General features: G+C 70.9%; 23 protein-coding genes and 1 riboswitch. Of the genes, 19 read left to right on the top strand and 4 right to left on the bottom strand.

Features of this window, described 5'->3' with window-relative positions:
* Nucleotides 1-37 precede the first annotated feature (37 nt).
* The 3 genes from SLP03_RS10195 to SLP03_RS10205 all read right to left on the bottom strand — a co-directional run bounded on the left by SLP03_RS10195 (nucleotide 38) and on the right by SLP03_RS10205 (nucleotide 2,083).
* Nucleotides 38-475 carry a YbaB/EbfC family nucleoid-associated protein gene (locus SLP03_RS10195; protein ID WP_319460298.1) on the bottom strand — a complete coding sequence of 146 codons (438 nt, stop codon included), beginning with the start codon at nucleotides 473-475 and terminating at the stop codon, nucleotides 38-40.
* 146 nt (nucleotides 476-621) lie between these two features.
* Nucleotides 622-1,305, bottom strand: coding sequence for a transglycosylase family protein (locus SLP03_RS10200; RefSeq protein WP_319460299.1), 684 nt, complete (start codon nucleotides 1,303-1,305; stop codon nucleotides 622-624).
* A riboswitch (cyclic di-AMP (ydaO/yuaA leader) is annotated at nucleotides 1,306-1,479 on the bottom strand.
* A 31-nt stretch (nucleotides 1,480-1,510) separates the two neighbouring features.
* Complete coding sequence (locus tag SLP03_RS10205; protein ID WP_319460300.1) at nucleotides 1,511-2,083, bottom strand: glycoside hydrolase family 3 C-terminal domain-containing protein; 573 nt, start codon at nucleotides 2,081-2,083, stop codon at nucleotides 1,511-1,513.
* Nucleotides 2,084-2,222: 139 nt separating this feature from the next.
* Between SLP03_RS10205 and SLP03_RS10210 the strand changes: the two genes are divergently transcribed.
* The 4 genes from SLP03_RS10210 to SLP03_RS10225 all read left to right on the top strand — a co-directional run bounded on the left by SLP03_RS10210 (nucleotide 2,223) and on the right by SLP03_RS10225 (nucleotide 5,106).
* On the top strand, nucleotides 2,223-3,254 hold the full coding sequence (locus SLP03_RS10210; RefSeq protein WP_319460301.1) for an LLM class flavin-dependent oxidoreductase: 1,032 nt from the start codon (nucleotides 2,223-2,225) through the stop codon (nucleotides 3,252-3,254).
* Nucleotides 3,255-3,457: 203 nt separating this feature from the next.
* Nucleotides 3,458-3,934, top strand: coding sequence for a helix-turn-helix domain-containing protein (locus tag SLP03_RS10215; protein WP_319460302.1), 477 nt, complete (start codon nucleotides 3,458-3,460; stop codon nucleotides 3,932-3,934).
* Nucleotides 3,935-3,981: 47 nt separating this feature from the next.
* The gene (locus tag SLP03_RS10220) at nucleotides 3,982-4,680 is read left to right on the top strand and encodes an SDR family oxidoreductase (protein WP_319460303.1); all 699 of its coding nucleotides are present in this window, start codon (nucleotides 3,982-3,984) and stop codon (nucleotides 4,678-4,680) included.
* 66 nt (nucleotides 4,681-4,746) lie between these two features.
* Entirely contained in the window at nucleotides 4,747-5,106 is a 360-nt protein-coding gene (locus SLP03_RS10225) for a hypothetical protein (protein ID WP_319460304.1), read from the top strand.
* Between the two features lie 48 nt (nucleotides 5,107-5,154).
* Here SLP03_RS10225 and htpG read toward each other — a convergent pair whose 3' ends face one another.
* Nucleotides 5,155-7,047, bottom strand: a complete 1,893-nt coding sequence (gene htpG, locus SLP03_RS10230; RefSeq protein WP_319460305.1) for a molecular chaperone HtpG — start codon at nucleotides 7,045-7,047, stop codon at nucleotides 5,155-5,157.
* A gap of 136 nt (nucleotides 7,048-7,183) precedes the next feature.
* Between htpG and SLP03_RS10235 the strand changes: the two genes are divergently transcribed.
* The 15 genes from SLP03_RS10235 to SLP03_RS10305 all read left to right on the top strand — a co-directional run bounded on the left by SLP03_RS10235 (nucleotide 7,184) and on the right by SLP03_RS10305 (nucleotide 21,199).
* On the top strand, nucleotides 7,184-7,909 hold the full coding sequence (locus SLP03_RS10235; protein WP_319460306.1) for a FadR/GntR family transcriptional regulator: 726 nt from the start codon (nucleotides 7,184-7,186) through the stop codon (nucleotides 7,907-7,909).
* Nucleotides 7,906-8,733: a sterol desaturase family protein gene (locus SLP03_RS10240; RefSeq protein WP_319460307.1), complete on the top strand. Its 828-nt coding sequence runs from the start codon at nucleotides 7,906-7,908 to the stop codon at nucleotides 8,731-8,733. Before SLP03_RS10235 ends, SLP03_RS10240 begins: the two co-directional genes overlap by 4 nt.
* Entirely contained in the window at nucleotides 8,730-9,335 is a 606-nt protein-coding gene (locus tag SLP03_RS10245) for a lysoplasmalogenase family protein (protein ID WP_319460308.1), read from the top strand. The genes SLP03_RS10240 and SLP03_RS10245 overlap by 4 nt, the downstream gene beginning before the upstream one ends.
* Before the next feature lie 42 nt (nucleotides 9,336-9,377).
* On the top strand, nucleotides 9,378-9,869 hold the full coding sequence (gene smpB / locus SLP03_RS10250) for an SsrA-binding protein SmpB (RefSeq protein WP_319460309.1): 492 nt from the start codon (nucleotides 9,378-9,380) through the stop codon (nucleotides 9,867-9,869).
* Nucleotides 9,870-10,039: 170 nt separating this feature from the next.
* Nucleotides 10,040-10,387, top strand: coding sequence for a hypothetical protein (locus SLP03_RS10255; RefSeq protein ID WP_319460310.1), 348 nt, complete (start codon nucleotides 10,040-10,042; stop codon nucleotides 10,385-10,387).
* Nucleotides 10,290-10,658 (top strand): dihydrofolate reductase family protein, encoded by a 369-nt coding sequence (locus tag SLP03_RS10260; RefSeq protein ID WP_319460311.1) that lies wholly within the window; start codon nucleotides 10,290-10,292, stop codon nucleotides 10,656-10,658. The genes SLP03_RS10255 and SLP03_RS10260 overlap by 98 nt, the downstream gene beginning before the upstream one ends.
* Before the next feature lie 522 nt (nucleotides 10,659-11,180).
* The gene (locus SLP03_RS10265) at nucleotides 11,181-12,254 is read left to right on the top strand and encodes a Gfo/Idh/MocA family oxidoreductase (RefSeq protein WP_319460312.1); all 1,074 of its coding nucleotides are present in this window, start codon (nucleotides 11,181-11,183) and stop codon (nucleotides 12,252-12,254) included.
* Nucleotides 12,251-13,249, top strand: a complete 999-nt coding sequence (locus SLP03_RS10270) for an NAD-dependent epimerase/dehydratase family protein (protein WP_319460313.1) — start codon at nucleotides 12,251-12,253, stop codon at nucleotides 13,247-13,249. The genes SLP03_RS10265 and SLP03_RS10270 overlap by 4 nt, the downstream gene beginning before the upstream one ends.
* The gene (locus tag SLP03_RS10275; RefSeq protein WP_319460314.1) at nucleotides 13,246-14,394 is read left to right on the top strand and encodes a DegT/DnrJ/EryC1/StrS family aminotransferase; all 1,149 of its coding nucleotides are present in this window, start codon (nucleotides 13,246-13,248) and stop codon (nucleotides 14,392-14,394) included. Before SLP03_RS10270 ends, SLP03_RS10275 begins: the two co-directional genes overlap by 4 nt.
* Entirely contained in the window at nucleotides 14,394-15,095 is a 702-nt protein-coding gene (locus SLP03_RS10280; protein ID WP_319460315.1) for an acetyltransferase, read from the top strand. The genes SLP03_RS10275 and SLP03_RS10280 overlap by 1 nt, the downstream gene beginning before the upstream one ends.
* A gap of 2 nt (nucleotides 15,096-15,097) precedes the next feature.
* Nucleotides 15,098-16,219, top strand: a complete 1,122-nt coding sequence (locus SLP03_RS10285) for a DegT/DnrJ/EryC1/StrS family aminotransferase (RefSeq protein WP_319460316.1) — start codon at nucleotides 15,098-15,100, stop codon at nucleotides 16,217-16,219.
* 87 nt (nucleotides 16,220-16,306) lie between these two features.
* The gene (locus SLP03_RS10290) at nucleotides 16,307-17,587 is read left to right on the top strand and encodes an MFS transporter (RefSeq protein ID WP_319460317.1); all 1,281 of its coding nucleotides are present in this window, start codon (nucleotides 16,307-16,309) and stop codon (nucleotides 17,585-17,587) included.
* Complete coding sequence (locus SLP03_RS10295) at nucleotides 17,584-18,618, top strand: hypothetical protein (RefSeq protein ID WP_319460318.1); 1,035 nt, start codon at nucleotides 17,584-17,586, stop codon at nucleotides 18,616-18,618. The genes SLP03_RS10290 and SLP03_RS10295 overlap by 4 nt, the downstream gene beginning before the upstream one ends.
* 242 nt (nucleotides 18,619-18,860) lie before the next feature.
* Complete coding sequence (locus tag SLP03_RS10300; RefSeq protein WP_319460319.1) at nucleotides 18,861-19,805, top strand: hypothetical protein; 945 nt, start codon at nucleotides 18,861-18,863, stop codon at nucleotides 19,803-19,805.
* Nucleotides 19,802-21,199 carry an O-antigen ligase family protein gene (locus tag SLP03_RS10305; protein ID WP_319460320.1) on the top strand — a complete coding sequence of 466 codons (1,398 nt, stop codon included), beginning with the start codon at nucleotides 19,802-19,804 and terminating at the stop codon, nucleotides 21,197-21,199. Before SLP03_RS10300 ends, SLP03_RS10305 begins: the two co-directional genes overlap by 4 nt.
* The last annotated feature ends 267 nt before the right edge of the window (nucleotides 21,200-21,466 follow it).

Raw genomic sequence — 21,466 nt, forward strand, 5'->3', positions numbered from 1 at the left:
CCGACCCGACGCACGCCGGCCGACCGACCGACGCGGGTCAGCCCGTCCGGCCGCCGCCCAACCGGGCGGCGGCACTCTCCATCGCCTGGCTGAACAGCTCCACCTGCCGCCTCGACTGCTCCTGAAGACCGCCCAGCCGGGCGGCCAGGGCGTCCACGTCGGCCTGCGCCGAAGCGCTGACCTGGGCCTCGAGGTCGGCGAGGGCGGCGTTGACGGCCACCACGATGTGCGCGCAGACCGCCTCGATGCCCTGCGCCGACAGCCCCGGGTCGACGGTGACGGACTCCAGCCGCCCACCCTGGACCACCACGGCCCGCACCAGCCCGTCGGCCGCCGTGCCGTCGGCGCGGAGCAGTTCGTCCGCATCGTCGTCGGCGTGCGCGGCGGGCCGGGAGCGCATGACGGACAACGCCTGCTGCGTCCGGGTCAGGAACTCATCGAGGGTCGCGGCTGCGGTGAACGGTTCGTTGGTCATAGCCGCGCTTTCTTCACGTCCTTCAGAGCACCGTGACGATAGCAATCCGCGACCCGGCCCGCCGCACGCACCGTCGCAAGGTCCACGCAAGTGCCGGACGGGGAACGCCCGGCCGGCGCACCGGCCGGGCGTTCCCCGGTGGTACGTCAGCGCAGGCGCAGCTGCTGACCCGGGAAGATGAGGCCCGGGTTGTCGCCGACCACGCGCTTGTTGCGCTCGTACAGCGCGTGCCAGCCACCGGCCAGGTCCTTCACGTCGGCGATCATCGACAGCGTGTCGCCCGGCTTCACCAGGTAGGTGCCCGAGCCGCCGACGGCCGGCGCGGTACGCCGGTGGCTGCGGGTGGCCGGCTGGTCGCCGCGCGAGGACCGCTCCGACGAGGCGGCCTTCGACTTCGAGCCGGAGTCCGAGCGGGACTTCTTGGTCGTTCGGGAGTCCGACTTGGACGAGTAGTGCTTGGTCGAGCCGCCCTTCTTGCCGCAGACCGGCCAGGCGCCGATGCCCTGCCCGTCGAGGACCTTCTCGGCGATGGCGATCTGCTCGCCGCGGCTGGCCAGGTCGGCCCGGCTGGCGTACTTCTGGCCGCCGTAGCCGCTCCAGGTGCTCTTGGAGAACTGCAGGCCGCCGTAGTAGCCGTTGCCGGTGTTGATGTGCCAGTTGCCGCCGGACTCGCACTGGGCGACGGCGTCCCAGTTCACGCTGGCCGCGCTGGCCGGAGTGACCGGGCCGAGGATCGCGGCGGCGCCGGTGGCCGCGCCGACGACGAGCGCCCCTACGGCGATCCGACGCTGGCTGGTCCGGCGGTGTCGTGCGGTGTGTTCAGTTGCCATGTTTGGTTTCCTCCACGCCGACGAGGTGAGCTGTCGGGTTCGGGCCGAGGAGCCCGGCCGCCGGTTGGCGGCTTCACCCCGAGGTGTCGAGCACCGAGGAACATGTGGGTCCCCCGCTCCCGCCTGAGGTCCAGGTACCACCGGGCCGGCGGCGGGATTAGGCGTTGCCGGCCCGTGGTGTCCGCGATCGCGAACACATACGACGTTAGGAACGGTTTCGGACGATCGCCCACTTCTTGTGAAGTTCTTCACCCGGCCGAGCGAAGGCGCGGGATTCCGAGTTGCGAGATGCCCCAAGGTGCAATAGGGAGCCCGCCCGCCGGTGCCCGACGGCCTCCACAGGCTCCTTCAGTACCGGGTCGACGGGCTGCTGGCTGACCGAGTTCATCCAGGTCACCGGCGGTTTGCCGGTCGGCTTGGTGACGCCGAAGAGGACGTCGGCGACCCCGCCGCCCTCGGTACCGGGCAACCAGGACGCCAGCAGCGCGTCCCAGCGGGGCAGGTCGGCGGCGATGTCCAGCGGGCGGCCGGAGACCAGGACCACGATCACCGGCATGCCCGCGTTGCGCAGCGTCGAGATCGTCCGTAGGTCCTCCCGGTCCAGGCTCATGCTGCCGGTCCGGTCGCCCCGTCCCTCCGCGTACGGGGTCTCGCCGACCACCGCGATCGCGACCCGGTAGCTGCGGTCGATGCCAGTGCCGCGCCGGCGGTAGGTGACCGTCGTGGTCGGACCGACCGCGGCCCGGGTGCCCTGCAAGTGCTTGGCGGTGGCGAGCACGCGCCTCCCAGATATCGATTAACATCGCTGGATGGCCGGAGCTGCACAGGGTCCTGCCGATTCACCGCCACCGCTGCACGTCCCCTGCCGCCCCAGGTTACGGTGACTGGGGTCGGCGGCGGGTTCACCGACACGCGGCATGGGATCGGAACAGCTGGCGGGGCGGACAATGGCGGACTACGGGCACGAGCTCATCTTCGGCGGCTTCCTCACGCCCACCGCCGAGGACCCGGCGGGGGTGGTCGCCCTCGCCAAGCTCTGCGAGCAGGTCGGGCTGGACCTCGCCACCTTCCAGGACCACCCGTACCAGCCGGGCCATTTGGACACCTGGACGCTGATGTCGTACCTGGCGGCGGCGACCAATCGGATCCGGCTCGCCGGCAACGTGCTGAACCTGCCGCTGCGCCAGCCGGTGGTGCTGGCCCGCAGCGTGGCCAGCCTGGACCTGCTCACCGGCGGTCGGGTCGAGCTGGGCCTCGGCGCCGGCGCGTTCTGGGAGGCGATCGAGGCCGCCGGGGGACGCCGGCTCACGCCCGGCCAGGCGGTGGACGCGCTGGACGAGGCGATCCGCGTCATCCGGGAGGTCTGGGCCGCCGACCGGCGGGGCATGGTCCGCGTCGACGGGGAGCACTACCGGGTGGTCGGCGCGAAGCGCGGGCCCGCGCCGGCGCACGAGGTGGGGATCTGGGTCGGCGCGTACAAGCCGCGGATGCTGCGGCTGGTCGGGCGGGCGGCGGACGGCTGGCTGCCGTCGCTGGCGTACCTGCCCAAAGGCCCCGCGGAGCTGGCCGAGCTCAACGCGCTGGTCGACGAGGGCGCGGAGGCGGCCAGGCGGGATCCCCGGTCGGTCCGGCGGCTGCTCAACCTCTCCGGACGGTTCACCCCGTCCCCCTCCGGCTTCCTCGTCGGGCCACCGGAGCAGTGGGTGGAGGAGCTGGCCGGTCTCGCCCTCGATCACGGCACGTCCGCGTTCATCCTCGGCGCCGACGACCCCACCGCCGTCCAGCTCTTCGCGCAGGAGGTCGCGCCCGCCGTGCGGGAGCTGGTCGCCGCCGAACGCGCCGAGCCCGGCAGCCGCGCGAAGGCCGTCGAGGAGCAGCGCGAGGTGGTCGAGGCCGGCGGCGCGAGCACCCTCGCCGTCACCGCCACCCCGGATCCGGGGGTCGGCTGACCGACCGGAGCCTGTGGGACGAGTCCGACCGCCCGACGCCTCCGCCAGCGCCGGCCGGGCACGTCTGGCCCGGTACGGCTACTACGCCGGGCAGGTGTGAGGGCCGCCGGCGCGGAGCCGCCCGGCATTCCCGATGGCACCCGCCGGTCGACGTGAGATAGCTGACTTTTGTTTTCCTAAGTCAGCCGAGTAGCGTCACCGGCATGACGGACCTCCTCGCGCAGCGCGACGCCTGGCTGACCAGCAACTGCTCCATCGCCCGGGCGGTCGAGGCGGTCGGGAACCGGTCCACCCTGCTGCTGCTGCGCGAGGCGTCGTTCGGCACCCGCCGCTTCGACGACTTCGCGCGGCGGGTCGGCATCAGCGAGCCGGTCGCCGCCGCGCGGCTGAAGGAACTCGTCGCCGACGGCCTGCTCGAACGGCGCCCCTACCGCCAGCCGGGGCAGCGCACCCGGGACGAGTACCTGCTGACCCGCAAGGGACAGGAGCTGCTGCCGGTGCTCACCGCGCTGCGGCAGTGGGGGGACGCCTGGGCCGCCGACGAGGCCGGCCCGTCGGTCCGCGTGGCGCACCACGACTGCGGCGCCGCCGTGCACGCGCGGCTGCGCTGCGAGGCGGGGCACGACGTGCCGCCCGGCGAGATCGACGTCCTCCCGGGCCCGGGGCTGCTGCGCGCCTGACCCGGTCGCCCGTCGACACACCCCCTCGAAGGAACCAGGAGCTGGACATGAAGATCGCTGGACGCACGGCGCTCGTCACCGGGGCCAACCGTGGCTTCGGCCGCCACCTCGCCGCCGAGCTGGTGGCGCGGGGCGCCACCGTGTACGCCGGTGCCCGCAATCCCGACAGCGTCGATCTGGCCGGCGTCACCCCGGTCCGGCTGGACATCACCGACCCGGGCTCGGTGGCCGCCGCCGCCGAGCTGGCCGGCGACGTCACGCTGCTGATCAACAACGCCGGGATCAGCACCGGGGCGGACCTGCTCGACGCCGACCTGGCGACGATCCGGCTGGAGATGGAGACCCACTACTTCGGCACCCTGTCGATGGTGCGGGCGTTCGCGCCGAGGATCGCCGCCAACAGCGGCGGGACGATCCTGAACATCCTCTCCGCCCTGTCCTGGGTGAGCTTCCCGCAGGTGGGGGCCTACAGCGCGGCTAAGTCCGCCGAGTGGTCGCTGACCAACGCGTTGCGGGCGCAGCTCGCCGACCGGGGTGTCCGGCTCGCCGGCCTGCACGTCGGTTACATGGACACCGACATGACGGCCCGGGTGTCCGGGCCGAAGTCCGACCCGGCCGAGATCGCCCGGATCGCCGTCGACGGGCTGGAGGCCGACCGGTACGAGATCGTCGCCGACGAGACCTCCCGGCGGGTGCTCGCCGGCCTGTCCGGCGGGGTGGCCGCGCTCTATCCCGAGCTGCCCTGACCGCCGACGCGGCGGATCCCCCCGTGGATCCGCCGCGCGCGGGGCGGGCGGGCGCACAATGGCGGCATGCGACAGGGATTCGCCCACCAGGCGGTCCTCGACATGGCGCCGGACGACGACCCGGCCGCCCCGGGGGCCGCCATCACGGCCGGATTGTGCGGCCACTGGGAACACGAACCGCCCTGCCCCGTCGCGCCGCATCACACCCGGGCGGAGCGGTGCGGCGACGAGGTGCGCCTGCGGATCCTCTTCGCCACCGAGCCGCACCTCGAACCGGGCGTGCGGCACGACATCGACCGGGCCCTCGCCCGCGGCGAACTGGTCGGCCCTGATGGAAGGACGTCCCGGTGGCGACTGCTCCGCAGCGAGCCGGGTGAGCCGTCGGCCCAGGAAGCGGCGCACCTGGAGCGACTGACCCGCGGGTAGCGGCCGTCCGTCGGCCGCGGCGCGGGCGCCGCGGCCGACGGCAGACCTTTACAGCGTCCGGGCGAGCCGGTCGGCGAGGATCCGGGTGAACCGGGACGGGTCGGCCAGCTCCCCACCCTCGGCGAGCAGCGCCATGCCGTACAGCAGCTCGGCGGTCTCGGTCAGGGCCTCCGGGTCGGCGCCCTGCTCGTGGGCCATGCGCAGCCCGGTGACGAGCGGGTGGTTCGGGTTCAGCTCCAGGATCCGCTTGACCCGCGGCACCTCCTGCCCCATCGCCCGGTACATCTTCTCCAGCGTCGGGGTCATGTCGTGCGCGTCGCCGACCACGCAGACCGGCGAGGTGGTCAGCCGGGAGGAGAGCCGGACCTCCTTGACGCTGTCGGCGAGGGCGCCGGTCAGCCAGGTCAGCAGCTCGGCGTAGTCCTTCCGCTCCGCCTCGGCCTGCGCCTTCTCCTCGTCGGTCTCCAGGTCGACCTGGCCCTTGGCGACCGAGCGCAGGGCCTTGCCGTCGTACTGGCCGACCCGCTCGACCCACACCTCATCGACGGGGTCGGTGAGGATCAGCACCTCGTAGCCCTTGGCGCGGAACGCCTCCAGGTGCGGCGAGTTCTCGATGGTGCTCCGGGACTCGCCGGTTGCCAGGTAGATCTCGGACTGGCCGTCCTTCATCCGCGCCACGTAGTCGCGCAGGGTGGTCAGCTCGGCCGGGTCGTCGGTGGAGGCGACCCGCACCAGGTCCAGCAGGGCCTCGGTGTTGTCGGCGTCCTCGAGCAGCCCCTCCTTGACCACCGCGCCGAACTCGGTCCAGAAGGCGCGGTACGACTCGGCCGGCATCTCCTTGAGGGTGGCGAGGACCTTCCTGACCAGGCGGCGGCGGACGGCGCGGATCTGCCGGTCCTGCTGGAGGATCTCCCGGGAGATGTTCAGCGACAGGTCGTGGGCGTCCACCACGCCCTTGACGAAGCGCAGGTAGTTGGGCATGAGCGCGTCGCAGTCTTCCATGATGAAGACGCGCTTGACGTAGAGCTGGACGCCCCGGCGGCCCTGCGGGGAGAACAGGTCCAGCGGCGCGTGCGAGGGCAGGAAGAGCAGCGCCTCGTACTCGAAGGTGCCCTCGCCGCGCATGTGGATGGTCTCGAGCGGGTCGGCCCAGTCGTGGCTGACGTGCTTGTAGAACTCGTGGTACTCGGCCTCGTCGACCTCGTCCCGGGACCGGGCCCAGAGCGCCTTCATCGAGTTGAGGGTCTGCGTCTCGCGGGTGGTCGCGCCGTCCTCACCCGGCCGCTCCACGCTCATCCGGATCGGCCAGGCGATGAAGTCGGAGTACCGCTTGACGATCTCCCGGACCGTCCACTCGGCGGTGTAGTCGTGCAGGTTGTCCTCGGTGTCGACCGGCTTGAGGTGCAGGGTGACCGAGGTGCCCTGCGGTGCCTCGTCGACCGCCTCGACCGAGTACGTTCCCTCGCCGCTGGACTCCCAGCGGGTGCCGCCGCTCTCCCCCGCCCGACGGGTCAGCAGGGTGACCTTGTCGGCGACCATGAAGGTGGCGTAGAAGCCCACGCCGAACTGGCCGATCAGCTCCTGCGAGGCGTTGGCGTCCTTCGACTCGCGCAGCTTGCGCACCAGCTCGGCGGTACCGGACTTGGCGATCGTGCCGATCAGCCGGATCACCTCGTCGCGAGTCATGCCGACGCCGTTGTCCCGCACGGTGAGCGTACGGGCGTCCTTGTCGACCTCGATCTCGATGTGCAGGTCGGCGGTGTCGACCGCGAGGTCCTTGTCAACCAGTGACTCCAGCCGGAGCTTGTCCAGCGCGTCCGACGCGTTCGAGATGAGTTCGCGCAGGAAGACGTCCTTGTTCGAGTAGATCGAGTGGACCATCAGCTGGAGCAGCTGACGGGCCTCGGCCTGGAACTCCAACGTCTCAACCCGGTCGCTCACACCGACTCCCTTCCTCCGTGCGGACCTTCCGGCGAAAGGATACGAGCCGTGCCCGCGTGCGCGGCGGAGGGTGGCGGCCAAACGGTCTGGTACAACCAGTTGGCGGGTTGATGTGTTCGGGGTCACACTGCTGGCCATGGCCTTCGCCCCCGTACCCCGGTCCTCGGTCTCCGACCACGTCTTCGGCCAGCTCCGCGACGCCATCGTCAGCGGTCGCTACCAGCCGGAGGAGACGCTCCCCGGCGAGCGGGAGCTGGCCGCCGCGTTCGAGGTCAACCGGCACGCCGTCCGGGAGGCGCTGCGCCGGTTGCAGCAGCTCGGGCTGGTCCGGGTCAGCCAGGGCGGCGCGACCCGGGTGCTGGACTGGCGGGTGCACGCCGGGCTGGACCTGGCGCTGTCGCTGACCCAGTCGGGAGACGTACTGCCGGTGGAGACGCTGGTCCGCGACATGCTGGAGATGCGGGCCTGCGTCGGGACGGACGCGGCCCGGATCTGTGCCGAGCGCGGCGACCCGGCCGCCACGGCCGCGGTGGTCCGGGCCGCCGAGGAGTACGCCGCGCTCGCCCCCGACCTGCCGCGGATGGCCGCGGCCAACATCGCCATGTGGCGGCTGATCGTCAGCGGCTCCGGCAACACCGCCTACCTGCTGGCCTTCAACAGCCTGGTGGCCGGCACGCTCGCCGTGGGCGACGTCCCGCCGGACGGCCGGGCCGCCGAGCTGCTCGACATCGCCGGCCACCGTCGGCTCGCCGCGGCCATCGCCGCCGGCCAGGGCGCGGCCGCCGCCCGGCACGCCCGATCCCTGCTGACCGCCCCGGTCACCACCCTCACCACCCCGTCCGGAAGGGAATCCCGAGCATGATCCCCGCCGTGCTCTACGCCGTCCCGGCGTTCCTGCTGCTCATCATCGTCGAGGCCCTCTCCTACCGGTTCGCGCCGGACGACGACGAACGCGGCTACGAGCTGCGCGACACCACCACCAGCCTCTCCATGGGCTTCGGCAGCCAGGTGATCGGCTTCCCGTGGAAGCTGGCCACCGTCGGGCTCTACGCCGCCCTCTGGACGCTCGCGCCGGTCCACCTCTCCCCCGGCCACTGGTGGACCTGGGCGTTGCTCTTCTTCGCCGACGACCTGGCCTACTACTGGTTCCATCGGCTGCACCACGAGGTGCGCCTGCTCTGGGCGAGCCACGTGGTGCACCACTCCAGCGTCTTCTTCAACCTCTCCACGGCCCTGCGGCAGAGTTGGACGCCGATGACCTCCCTGCCGTTCTGGCTGCCCCTGGCCCTGCTCGGCATCCCGCCGTGGATGATCTTCCTCCAGCAGTCGGTCAGCCTGCTCTACCAGTTCTTCCTGCACACCGAGCGGATCACCGTGCTGCCCCGGCCGATCGAGTGGATCTTCAACACCCCGTCGCACCACCGGGTCCATCACGGCGCCAACGCGGAGTACCTGGACCGCAACTACGCCGGCATCCTGATCATCTGGGACCGGCTCTTCGGCAGCTTCGAGCCGGAACGCGCCACCGTCCGGTACGGGCTCACCAAGAACATCACCACCTACAACCCGCTGCGGGTGGCCACCCACGAGTACGCCTCGATCTGGGCCGACGCCCGGGCGGCCACGTCCTGGCGACACCAGCTCGGGTACGTGCTCGGCCGGCCCGGCTGGCAGCCGGCCCGGTGACGCGGCGCTGGCTCCGGGCGTTCGGGGTCGTCGCCGCCGTCGAGCTGGTCGGCGTCGCGTTCGACCTGACCGCGGTGCAGTGGCTGGCCAAGCCGCTGCTGGCGCCGCTGCTGCTGGCGTACCTGTGGAGCGTCCGCCGGCGGGTCGATCCGGTGGCGGTCGGGCTGGTCTTCGCCACCGCCGGGGACGTGGCGCTGCTGGTGCCGGGGCGGACGGCGTTCCTGGTCGGCATGGGCTGCTTCCTCGGCACCCAGCTCTGCTTCCTGACCGCGTTCCTCCGGCGCCGCCGGCCGCCGGTCCCGGCCGTGGTGGCGTACCTGGCGCTCTGGGCGGTGGCCAACGCGCTGCTGTGGGGCGCGCTGGGGCCGCTGCGGCTGCCGGTGCTCGGCTACAGCCTGGCGCTGTCCCTGATGGCCGCCGCCGCTGCCGGGGTGTCCCGGCGGGCGGCGATCGGCGGCGCGCTCTTCCTCGGCTCGGACCTGCTGATCGGGCTGGGCGCGGCCGGCGTCACGCTGCCCGGTCAGGGGCTGCTGGTGATGGCGACCTACATCGCGGCGCTGCTGCTGCTCACGACCGCCTGGGCATCGCCCGAGGTCGGATAGGGTGTACGCCGGCAGCGGCCAGCGCGGATCGCAGGAGGTGAGGTGTCCAGGGACACGGAGCGCAAGCTCGTCGCCTCCAACAAGAAGGCGCGCCACGACTACACGATCCTCAAGACCTACGAGGCGGGGATCGTGCTGGCCGGCACCGAGGTCAAGTCGCTGCGCGAGGGGCGGGTGTCGCTGGTCGACGCGTTCGCCCAGGAGCGCGACGGCGAGATCATGCTGTACGGCCTGCACATCGCCGAGTACGGCTACGGCACCTGGACCAACCACCAGCCCCGGCGCACCCGCAAGCTGCTGCTGCACCGGGTGGAGATCGCCCGGATCCTGGAGAAGCTGCGCGAGGGCGGCGGTCTGACCCTGGTGCCGCTGTCGATGTACTTCGCCGACGGCTGGGCAAAGGTCGAGCTGGGCCTGGCCCGGGGCCGCAAGTCGTACGACAAGCGGCAGGCCATCGCCGAGCGGGACGCCAACCGGGAGATCGCCCGGGAGCTGGGCCGCCGCCTCAAGGGCGCCCGCCGGCCCACCCGGTGAGGAACGGTACACCCGCGCTGTGAGCTGCGTGAGGGACTGCTTGACTTGGTACGCGACCAGCTTCCACAGTGGCTTCCGCGCACCCGCGGCGAATACCAATATGCTCGGCGAAGGCCCCGGTCCCCTCTGGTGAATGACGGAACGTTCAGCGACTGAGTGGGAGAAGCAACATGAAGAAGATCATCGCAGGTCTGTTCATCTCGCTCGACGGCGTCGTCGAGGCGCCCGACCAGTGGCATTTCCCGTATTTCAACGAGGAGATGGGTGCTGCCGTGGACGCCACCCTCGGTGCGGCCGACACCATGCTGTTCGGTCGCAAGACCTACGACAGCTTCGCCGGGGCCTGGCCCGAGCGGGAAGCGGCCGGTGGGGAGGACGCCCCCTTTCGCCAAGGCGCTCGGCGACGCCCGCAAGATCGTCGTGTCGCACCAGCAGCTCGAGTTCACCTGGCGGAACTCCGAACAACTGCGGGGCGACTTCATCGAGGCCGTCACCGCGTTGAAGAACGAGCCCGCTGACGGCACCATCGGGATGAGCGGCTCGATCGCCGTTGTCCGCCAGTTGCTGGCTGCGGGGCTGCTGGACGAGCTGCACCTGCTGGTGCATCCGATCGCCGTCCGTAAGGGCATGCGGCTGTTCGACGAGGGCGACCCGCCAATCCCGTTCGCCCTGATCTCGTCGCAGACCTTCAGGACCGGTGTGCTGAACCTCGTCTACGCCCCGGCCGAGCCGGCCGGCAGCGCCAGCTATGAGGACGCCAAAGTTCACCTCAGCCAGCCCGAACGGTAGAGCCCCGGCCCCGGGCCACCCGCGCACAGGTAGGTCGCCCCGCCCGTGCGCCACCAGCTCACGTGCCGCTCCACGGAGCTCCACCCTGCTGCACCGTGTCGACGCGACACTTCGGCCCGGCCGATCACATCTTGGTGCCTGCCTGAATGGTCGCGCGTACATCGACATCAGCGCCGGGCGCGACGAACACGTCGTCTCCGCGCGGCTCGGCAGAATCGATCATCTCTCATTCCTCTTCGCGAGTTTGGTTCCCGTAACTGCAGGAACGAGCGCAGGCTGCCGGCCGCCGTGAAGGCGGCTGGTGTTATGCACCGTCGGTTGGAGAAAGCGCGACCGACAGCCGGTGCACGTGGGCCGAAGGTACCGATTCCCCGGCAGTCGCCCGCCGATATCCGACACTGTGCTGTCCGGGCAATAAACCCGCCTGTAGCTTTCCGGCGGATCAGGTCAACGGGCGCCACTCGATGTCGACTTCGGCCCCCTGGTCGCCTACCACGAACCGCCGTAGACGAACGGACTGCCGTGATTTCTTCACCTGCCGTCTCCGACAAACCCATCGGGATCGCCGTGGTCGGCGCCGGTTACTGGGGCCCCAACCTGGTTCGCAACTTCCAAGGATCCACCGCCTTCCGCCTCCGCTGGCTGTGTGACCTGGACGTCGAACGGGGCCGCCGCGTGCTCGGCGACTACTCGACCGTGCAGGTCACCGACGACCTCGACACGGTGCTGGCCGATGAAGCGGTGCAGGCCGTCGCGATCGCCACCCCGGCCGGCACCCACCTACCGGTGGCACTGGCCGCGCTGCGCGCCGGCAGGCACGTGCTGGTGGAAAAGCCGCTCGCGGCCACGTACGACGAGGGCCGCCAACTCGTCGAGGAGGCCGACCGGCGCGGGCTTACCCTCATGTGCGACCACACCTACTGCTACACCCCGGCGGTCCTCCGCATCCGCGAGCTGCTGCATTCGGGCGATCTGGGCGAGCTGTACTACCTCGACTCGGTTCGCATCAATCTCGGTCTGGTCCAGCGCGACATCGACGTGATCTGGGACCTGGCGCCGCACGACCTGTCCATCCTGGACTTCGTGCTGCCGCCGGATGTCGTGCCGGTGGCCGTCGCCGCGCATGGCGTCGACGGCATCGGCGCCGGCCGCAGTTGCGTCGCATACCTCACGCTCCAGCTCAACACTGGTGCGATAGCGCACATCCACGTCAACTGGCTCTCCCCGGTCAAGATCCGCTCCGCCATCATCGGTGGATCCAAGCGCACCCTGGTGTGGGACGACCTGAACCCCAGCCAGCGGCTGGCGATCTTCGATCGGGGCGTCGACGTGGCGACGCCTGACGATCTCGGCGCCGAGGAGCGCCGCGACATGCTGGTGTCGTACCGCTCGGGGGACATGGTGGCTCCGGCACTGACTGAGCGCGAGGCGCTGCGCACCATGGTCGAGGAGTACGCGCGCGCCATCCGCACCGGGTCGCCCGCGCTCACCGACGGCCGATCCGGCCTGCGGGTGCTGCAGATCCTGCAGGCAGCCTCGCACAGTCTCGCCAAAGGCGGCGTGATGGTTAATCTGGAAGGAGAGTCCGAACGATGAGTGCGGCGGTTTCGGTCAAGAATGCGCGTGCCCTGGTGACGGGCGGAGCCGGCACGATCGGCTCCCATGTGGTCGACCTGCTCGTGCACAGCGGTGCCAGCGAGGTCGTCGTACTCGACAACTTCGTACGCGGCCGGCGCGAAAACCTGCGGTGGGCTCTGCAGAAGGGTCCGGTGCGCGTGGTGGAGGGGGACATCCGCGATGCGGACCTCGTCCGCGAGGTCAGCCGGGGCAAGGACCTGGTGTTCCACCTTGCCGCCATCCGGATCACGCAGTGCGCCGAGGAGCCACGGCTGGCCAATGAGGTGCTCGTCGACGGCACGTTCAACGTGCTGGAGGCGGCGGCCGCCGAGGGCGTCCGCAAGGTGGTCGCCTCGTCGTCGGCGTCGGTATACGGGCTGGCCGAGGAGTTCCCCACCACTGAACGGCACCACCCGTACAACAACGACACGTTCTACGGCGCAGCGAAGGCGTTCAACGAGGGCATGTTGCGCAGCTTCCACGGCATGTACGGGCTCGACTACGTTGCGCTGCGTTACTTCAATGTGTACGGCCAGCGCATGGACATCCACGGGCTGTACACGGAGGTGCTCATCCGCTGGATGGAGCGCATCGGCGCAGGCCTCCCTCCGCTGATTCTCGGCGACGGCACCCAGACGATGGACTTCGTCCACGTGGTCGACATCGCCCGGGCCAACATCCTGGCCGCCGAGTCCACCAGCACCGACGAGGTGTTCAACGTCGCCAGCGCGGTGGAGACCAGCCTCGAGGAGCTCGCCCGCACTCTTCTCTCAGTGATGAAGTGCGACCTGTCCCTGGAGTACGGCCCGGCGCGGAAGGTCAACTCAGTCACCCGGCGGCTCGCCGACACCTCCGCCGCTGCGGAGGCACTCGGCTTCCGCGCGGAGATCGGCCTGCGGGACGGCCTACAGGAGCTGGTCGAGTGGTGGCGGACGGAGCAGCCCGCCGGCGGCGAGTCCCAGGGGGCGCGGTGACCACCGAGGTGCCACCCCGCCGCATCCCGGTGATGCTGCCCGCGCTCGGCGAGGAGGAGGCCCTCGCCGCAGCGGACGCCGTCCGCTCGGGGTGGGTTGCCCAGGGCCCTCGGGTCGCGGCGTTCGAGGCCGCGTTCGCCACTGGCGTCGGCGCGGCCCACGGCGTCGCGGTCAGCTCGTGCACGGCGGCGCTGCACCTCGCGCTCATCTCGGTCGGGGTGGAGCCCGGTGACGAGGTGATCGTCCCGTCGCTGTCGTTCATCGCCACCGCCAACGCGGTCCGCTACGTCGGGGCTACCTCGGTTTTCGCCGATGTCGATCTCAGCACGGGGAACCTGACGGTGGCGACGGTCGACGCCGTACGCACGTCCCGGACGCGGGCGGTAATCGCGGTCCACCAGGGCGGCGTGCCGTTCGACGTCGCCGCGCTGCGGGACGCCGCGAGCCGCTGGGGGCTGCCGCTGATCGAGGATGCGGCCTGCGCCGCCGGCTCGACGGCGTACGGGCGGCCGGTCGGCTCCGGCTCGACGATCTCGGCATGGTCGTTCCATCCGCGGAAGCTGCTGACGACGGGCGAGGGCGGCATGCTCACCGTGGACAATCCGGAGTGGGTCGCCCGGCTCCGGCGGTTGCGCGAACACGGGATGAACGTCTCCGCGGCCGACCGTCACGCCAGCGCCCAGCCTGTGCTGGAGGCATATCTGGAGACCGCCTTCAACTACCGGATGACCGACATCCAGGCGGCGATCGGGCTGGTGCAGCTCGGCCGGCTCGAGGAGCTGGTGACCCACCGGCGGGCGCTCGCGGCGCGCTACCACGAACTGCTCGCGGACATCGAGGGCCTGGTGCCGGTCCGCGACCCCGAATACGGCGAGACCAACTTCCAGTCGTTCTGGGTACTGATCAACCGGGAGTACGGAGTGGGCCGCGACGAGGTGCTCGCGGAACTGGCCGCGACCGGCGTGTCGGCCCGGCGCGGCATCATGGCCGCCCACCTGGAGCCGGCGTACGCGGACGTGACGCCCGCGCCGCTGCCGGTGACCGAGCGGCTCACCCGCGACACGCTGATCCTGCCGCTACACCACGCGCTGACCGAGGACGACCAGAACCACATCGTCGGCGTGCTGCGCAAACTGGTCAGCTGATGCGCGACCTGGTCATCGTCGGGGCGGGTGGATTCGCGCGGGAGACCGCGGCGGCGGTACGCGCGATCAACGATGCCCGGCCGACCTGGCGGCTGCGCGGGTTCCTCGACGACGACCCCGCACTGCACGGCACCGAGCGGGCCGGCCTGCCGATCCTCGGCGGGATCGACCGGCTGACCGAGATGCGGGAGACGGCAGCCGTCGTCTGCGTCGGCAATCCGCGCAACTATGTGGCGCGGCAGCGGATCGTCGAGCGCCTCGCCCTACCGACCGACCGGTACGCCACGATCGTCCATCCCAGCGCCGACGTCGGCGCCGGTAGCTCGGTCGGTCCCGGCACGGTGCTGCTCGCCGGCGTGGTGCTCACCGCGGACGTGACCGTGGGCGAGCATGTCGCGGTCATGCCGCACGCCGTCCTGACCCACGACGACCGGGTGTACGACCACGCGACCATCGCCTCCGGTGTCCGCCTCGGCGGCGGCGCGGTGCTGCGCCGCGGCGCGTACGTCGGCGCGGGGGCGCTGATCCGCGAGGGTGTGACGGTCGGCGAGTGGTCGCTGGTCGGAATGGGTTCCGTGGTGCTGCGTGACGTACCGCCCGGCGAGATCTGGGCCGGCAACCCGGCCCGCCGACTGCGCGCCGCCGACACGCCGGCGCCGCCGTTCGAGGAATTGACCATGTCGAAGCTGGTGGGGAGCTAGTCATGCCGGGAATTCCGCTCGTCGATCTCGCCGCCGCGCACGCGGAGGTCGCGGAGGAGGTGGAAGCCGGCTTCAAGCGGGTCATCGCCGACACCGCCTTCATCGGCGGCGCCGAGGTGGCCGCGTTCGAACGGGAGTACGCCGCGTTCAGCGGCGTACCGCACTGCGTCGGCGTGGCCAACGGCACCGACGCGCTCGAGCTGGCGCTGCGCGCCGTCGGCGTCGGGCCCGGAGCCGAGGTGATCCTGCCGACGAACACCTTCATCGCCACGGCCGAGGCGGTCGCCCGGGCCGGCGCGCGACCGGTGCTGGTCGACTGCGAACCCGACTCGTACCTGATCGACGTCGATGCGGCGCTCGCCGCGATCACACCGGCGACCCGGGCGATCATCCCGGTACACCTCTACGGCCAGCTCGCGCCGGTGGAGCGACTGCGGGCCGGCCTGGCCGGGCGCGACATCGCGATCGTCGAGGACGCCGCGCAGTGTCAGGGTGCCACCCGACACGGGCGCGGCGCCGGTGTCGATGGCATCGCCGCCACGAGCTTCTACCCTGGCAAGAACCTGGGGGCGTACGGCGACGCGGGCGCGGTGGTGACTGCCGACGCCGACCTCGCCGCGGCGGTCCGCACCCTGGGCAGCCACGGCGGCCTGAAGAAGTACGTGCACGACCTCATCGGCGTGAACAGCCGGCTGGACGGCCTCCAGGCGGTGGTCCTCCGCGCCAAGCTGGCCCGGCTGGCCAACTCGAACACGCTGCGCCGGTCCGCGGCGGCCCGGTACGACGCGCTGCTGGAGCCGGTCGACGTGATCCGGCCGGTGACCCTGCCGGGCAACGAGCACGTCTGGCACATCTACTGTGTCCGGATCGCGGGCGACCGCACCCCGGCCCGACGGGACCGGGTGTTGGCACGGCTCAACGCGGCCGGCGTCGGGGCGGCGATCCACTACCCCGTGCCGGTGCACCGGACGCCGGCCTTCGCCGGCCTCGGCTACGCCGAGGGGGCGTTCCCGCACGCGGAGCGGATCGCGCCGGAGCTGCTCTCGCTGCCCATCTTCCCGCAGATCACCACCGACCAACAGGAGGCAGTGGTGGCGGCCCTGGCCGCCGCGCTGGCCGGCTGACGGGTCGCGGAGGATGGGACGGCCGGCGCGAAAGGATCCGGCCGGTGGCGGCGGACCGCCCGCCGCAACGGGCCGGGAGGTGGAGACATGTACGTGACGCTGCGGGACCGGCCGGGCCATGACGGCCCGAAGCGGCCCCGCATCGCCGTGCGCCGCGTCTCCGGAACCGTCGTGCTGCTCGGCACGGTCAGCCTGCTCACCGATGTGTCGTCGGAGATGGTGGCGTCGGTCCTGCCGCTCTACCTCACCGCCGTGGTCGGCCTGAGCCCCATCGCGTACGGCTTCCTGGACGGCATCTACCAGGGCGTCAGCGCCCTGGTCCGGGTCGCCGGGGGCTACGCCGCCGACCGCGGCCAGCGACCGAAATGGGTGGCGGCGGCGGGGTACGGCGCATCCGCGCTCAGCCGCCTGGCCATGCTACCGGCAGCGGGCTTCGCGGCGATCACCGCCGTGATAACCGCGGACCGGTTGGGCAAGGGCCTGCGCACCGCGCCCCGGGACGCTCTGATCGCCGCGGCGTCGCAGCCCGACGTGCTGGGGCGGGCGTTCGGCGTACACCGGACGCTGGACACCACCGGCGCCGCCATCGGTCCGCTGGTCGCCTTCGCCCTGCTCGCGGCCGTGCCGGGCAGCTACGACTCCGTCTTCGTCGTCTCTTTCGCCTTCGCGGTCGCCGGGGTTGCGGTGCTGGTGCTGTTCGTGCCCGACCTGCCGACCGCAGCCGGCACAGCCCGCGCCGGTCTGCGGCGGGTGATCGCGGAAGTCGCTGGACGGAACCTGCGGCGACCGCTGCTGGCCGCCGCCCTGCTGGGCCTGTTGACGATCGGCGATGGCTTCCTCTATCTGTCCCTTCAAGACCGGGACGCTTTCGCCGCCCGCTACTTCCCGCTGCTCTACGTGGGAACCAACGTCGCCTATCTGACCCTGGCCGTGCCCCTGGGGCGGCTGGCCGATCGGGTCGGCCGCGGCCGGGTGCTCGTCGCCGGTCACCTGGCGTTGCTGGGCAGCTATCTGGTCGGGGCGCTGCCAGGCGGTGGCGTGGGCCTCACGCTCATCGTCCTGCTGCTGCTCGGCACCTTCTACGCCGCCACCGACGGCGTGCTCGCGGCCCTTGTGAGTCGGCTGGTGGTAGCCGGTGCGCGGGGTAGCGGCATCGCCGCCGCCCAGACCATGGTGGTGCTGGCCCGGTTCGGCGCGTCCGTCCTCTTCGGGCTGCTGTGGAGCGTGCAGGGGCCGCGCCAGGCGTTGCTGCTGTTCGCTGCCCTGCTGGCCGGCGCCGTACCCGTCGCCGCCTGGCTACTGCGCGGCATCGACCGCCCGGCCGCGCCCACCCCCACCGAAGCCGTACCCAACGGAGTGCCGACATGAGCGACTGGGTGGGCGGGCTCGGCCCACGGGCGCGGCTGGCAACACTGGCGGTCGTGCTGCTGGCCGCCGTCGCCGGCGCGGGCAGCTATGTCTGGCGGGTCCGGCAGGACCAGACGACGGCGCAGGCGGCGGCGGGGGCTCCCACCCACGGCGACCTAGCCACGGTACGCAGCGTGCCACACCTGGTCTTCCGGAACACCGCCCTGGGGGCCGACTACGGCCGGGTGGCGGTGGTCCCGCTCGCGGCGCCGACCGGGCCACGCGCGGTCACCCGGGCGTCCTGCGAGCGGGTCTACGCGACCAGGGACGAGGCGATCTGCCTCGCCGCCGACCGGGGCCTGGTGACCACCTACCGCGCACAGTTGCTCGACGCCGACTGGGCACCCCGGCGCGATCTGCCGCTGGTCGGCACACCGAGCCGGGCCCGGCTGTCCCGGGACGGATCGCTGGTGGCGACCACCACGTTCGTCTTCGGGGACTCGTACGCCAACCCGGGGCACTTCTCCACCCGCACCGTGGTCAGCCGGGTCGAGGGCGAAGTGCTCGGTGACCTCGAGCGGTTCGAACTCGACGTCGACGGCAAGGTGGTTACTGCGGCAGACAGGAACCTGTGGGGGGTGACCTTCGCCGACGACGATCGCTTTTACGCCACCGCCGCCTCGGGCGGGAAGACCTGGCTCGTCGAGGGAAGCCTCGCCGCGCGTCGGGTCACCGCACTGCGGGAGGACGCCGAATGCCCGTCGCTGTCGCCGGACCGGACCCGCATCGCCTTCAAGAAGCACGGCGACCTGCCCCCGGGCCGCTGGCGGCTGGCCACCTACAATCTCGCGACCGGCGCCGAGACGCTGCTCGCCGAGACCCGCAGCGTGGACGACCAGGTCGAGTGGCTCGACAGCGACCACCTCATCTATGGCCTGCCCCGTTCGGCGGAGGGCACCGCGACCAGCGACATCTGGCAGGTCCCGGCGGACGGCAGTGGCTCGGCACAACTGCTCGTGCGGAACGCCTGGTCGCCGGCGGTGGTGCGATGAGCGACACCCGGCAGCCGGAAATCCCCGACCACGCGACGAACGCGGTCGTTCGGCGCCCACCTGCCGGCGCGTTGCCACCCGATCGGCGGAGGCGTGACCGCCGCGCCGCACAGGATTTCCCCCGTCGTCCACCACATGCTTGCAGAGCAGTGAGACGCGACCGGATACTGGCGCTAGCTGCCGCACCAGCTCCCCCTACTTCCACCGACGGATGATCGGTCGATTAATGTCGAAGGACCTTGATGGATCTCTGGGACCTGACCCGTCTGCTTTTCCGGCGGTGGTACATCGCTCTGCCGATCCTGCTCGCGACGATCCTCATCTCGGCGCTGGTCGGGCAGTCCGTCAAGCCCGACTACCGCGCCACAGGTCACGTGGTGCTGATCCCGGCTCCGGGCCCCGCTGCCTCAACCTCAAAGCCCGCCGGCAAGCCCCGACCCAAGAATCCCTGGCTCGATCTCGGGTTCAACGCGCTCTGCCAGGCGGCCATCCTCAACGTGGTCAACCAGAAGACGCTGGCGAGCTTGAAGGACGCGGGTCTGTCGGACAGCGTCCTGGTTCAGCTGGATGAGCGCTCCCCGATCTTCATCGTCGAGGCGGTGGCGGAGACGCCGACCAAGGCCACCGCCACCGTGCGGGAGGTCATCAAGGATCTCGAGGCCGACGTCGAGGCGCAGCAGGACCGCTACGGCGTGCTGGCCGAAGACAAGATCGGCACGCAGACGCTGACCGACGGCAGCGACGTCGAGACCGTGACCTCGAAGACCAAGCGCGCCCTCATCGTGACCGTGGGCGTGGGGCTGCTGCTGACCGCGGCGGGGACGATCAGCCTCGATGCGCTGCTCCGCTGGCGCCGCAGCCAGCATGCGAAGCGGGGTGACCAGAAGCCGGCCCAGTCGGACGAAAAGCGGGAGGACGCACCCGCCAACGCGGCTTCCCCACGGTCCACACCGCCGCTGTCAGACGGCGATGACCGAGAGGACTCCACCCGTTACAGTCAGCAGCCGCCGCGGACGATCAGCGACGGCCCCGGGTCGGTGTACGGCGCACGGCGGGCCGACGGCCAGCGGACGGCGGAGTCGACCGGAAACGCCGTGGCTCGACCGCCAGCGGTTGAGGAAACCATCATTCTGCCGCGGCCGGCCGACCGTTGGGCCGAACAGGACATGCGAGATCGTGGCCGGTGAGCGCTACCGCGCTTCACCCGGTCGACCTTGAACCGTCGCTGCTCACGGGGCACACCTACACGACCCGTCGTCGACGGACGGTGGTCGACCCGGCGACCGTGATGAGCATGATGGTGTGCCTGCTGTACTGCCTGCCGGCACCCCTGATCGTGCCCGAACTGACGTACGCCGGGCGGCCGGCCCTCCTCACGGCCTTTGCCTTGTGGTGCTGGTGGTTGACGACGCGGCTCAACCCTCGCCTGGTGATGGTCGGTCCACAGCCGATGCGCTGGGTGGTGTTCGCGTACCTGGTGTCGATCCTGCTGTCGTACCTTGCCGGATTGGCGCGCGGGCTGACCACCCTCGAGGCGAACGGACAGGACTTCACGCTGATCGTGACGGTTCAGTTCCTCGGGGTTGTGCTGATGGCCGCGGACGGCATCCCCAACTGGGAACGACTCAACGGTGTCCTGCGCGTCTACCTCTGGTCGGCCGGTTTCATGGCTGTCGTCGGGTTGCTCCAGGCCAGCCTGAAAGTCAACATCGTCGCGTACATGACCTTCCCGGGACTGCAGTTGAAGAGCGACGTGGCCGATTTTCAGCCGCGCGGCGCCGGTGGCCTGTTCCGGGTTGCCGGCACAGCCACCCACTACATCGAATTCAGCACGGTGATGGCGATGGCGGTCCCGTTCGCGATCCACTTCGCGAGGTTCGCCCCGACCCGCAACGCGCGACTGGCGGCAGGGATCGTCGGCGTGCTCGTGACGGCCGCCATCCCGTTCGCCATCTCCCGCACTGGTGTCCTGGCGCTCGGCATCGCGATCGCCGTCATGTTCCTCGCCGCGTGGGATTGGCGGACCCGGTACAACGTGCTGATTGTCGGCGGCGCCGTCGTCGCGGCACTCATGGTGGTCAAGCCGGGCCTGCTCGGCACGCTCAAGTCCATGTTCGCCACGGCCGAGAATGATCCAAGCATCACCGGCCGTACCGATGACTACGCCTACGTGGCCCAATGGTTCTCCGAGCGCCCCTGGCTCGGTCGCGGCCCAGGAACGCTGATCCCGGACCTCTACCTGATCCTCGACAGTCAGTGGCTGTACTCGCTGGTCACCTGCGGCATCGTCGGTGCTGCCGCGTTCGCTGCGCTGCATGTCACCGGCATAACGTTGGCCAGCATCGCGCTGCGTCGATCGACGCGTCCCGCGGATCGCCACCTCTGCGCAGCGCTCATCTCCGCCCTGGTGACGTCGATCGTTGTATCAGCGACGTTCGACTCCCTGGGCTTCTCCACCTTCGCCTTCACGCTCGCGCTCATGAGCGGATTGTGCGGAGCGGTATGGCGCTTCAGCCATCCCCTACGAACCGTTCGGACGTCGTACGTACGTCGGCAGTCCGAATATCTCCAATCTGACTAGGCGGGCCAGGCGCGGCGAGTAGTGATTCGGCTGCCGCGGCAGATTGTCTGCTATCCGACACGCATTTCTCGCCATCGGCAACCTGCTTTCCGTACCACGCACCTCGCCGTCCAACCGCGCCAGTGTCGGGCAGTACTCGCTGATACCGGCGGCACTCGGTTTCAGCCATACGATGGTGCCGCCATGCATACCGACGGGCGGAGCGGACAACAACTACGGGCCCAGGGCGCTTCCCATCGTCGTCGTCCGAACACACCTATTGGGAGG

It is taken from the genome of Micromonospora sp. RTP1Z1 (genome assembly GCF_033804685.1).
Lineage (GTDB): Bacteria > Actinomycetota > Actinomycetes > Mycobacteriales > Micromonosporaceae > Micromonospora.